We start from the raw sequence: 392 nt of genomic DNA, 5'->3' as shown, positions 1-392 counted from the left end.
CGCAGCATGGTTGAACAAGTCCGCCACGCTCTTCTGGCGCAAGTACTACCTGAACGGCAGTCACGCTGGGTTCATCATGTACCTGACCTACACCGCGACGGATACCAGCTATGTCGATGACATCCGCGCAGCCATGAAGGATTCCAAGGGGCCGGGCAACTTCCGCAATCTGTTCGTGTACGCGCCTCGCGGCAAGAAGGACGGGATGCAGATCATCCCAGTTAGCGAAGTGGCCGCGCGCGATGACTTCTTCAACATCAAGAACGTGTCGTGCGACGACGTGCTCGCCGCGCACTGCGAGCCGCCGCAGCTCATGGGCCTGGTGCCGTCGAATTCCGGCGGCTTCGGCACACCGATATCAGCCGCCCAGGTCTTCGCGCGCAACGAGCTGG

1 pseudogene is annotated in these 392 nt (G+C 61.5%); it reads left to right on the top strand.

The window, feature by feature from the left end:
* Positions 1-392, top strand: a pseudogene (locus ACR6JA_RS23130) (phage portal protein); the annotation flags it as partial.

Source organism: Cedecea sp. B1(4) (genome assembly GCF_059414925.1).
The sequence above is the reverse complement of the archived record's forward strand: the minus strand, read 5'-3'. Positions and strand labels throughout refer to the sequence as shown.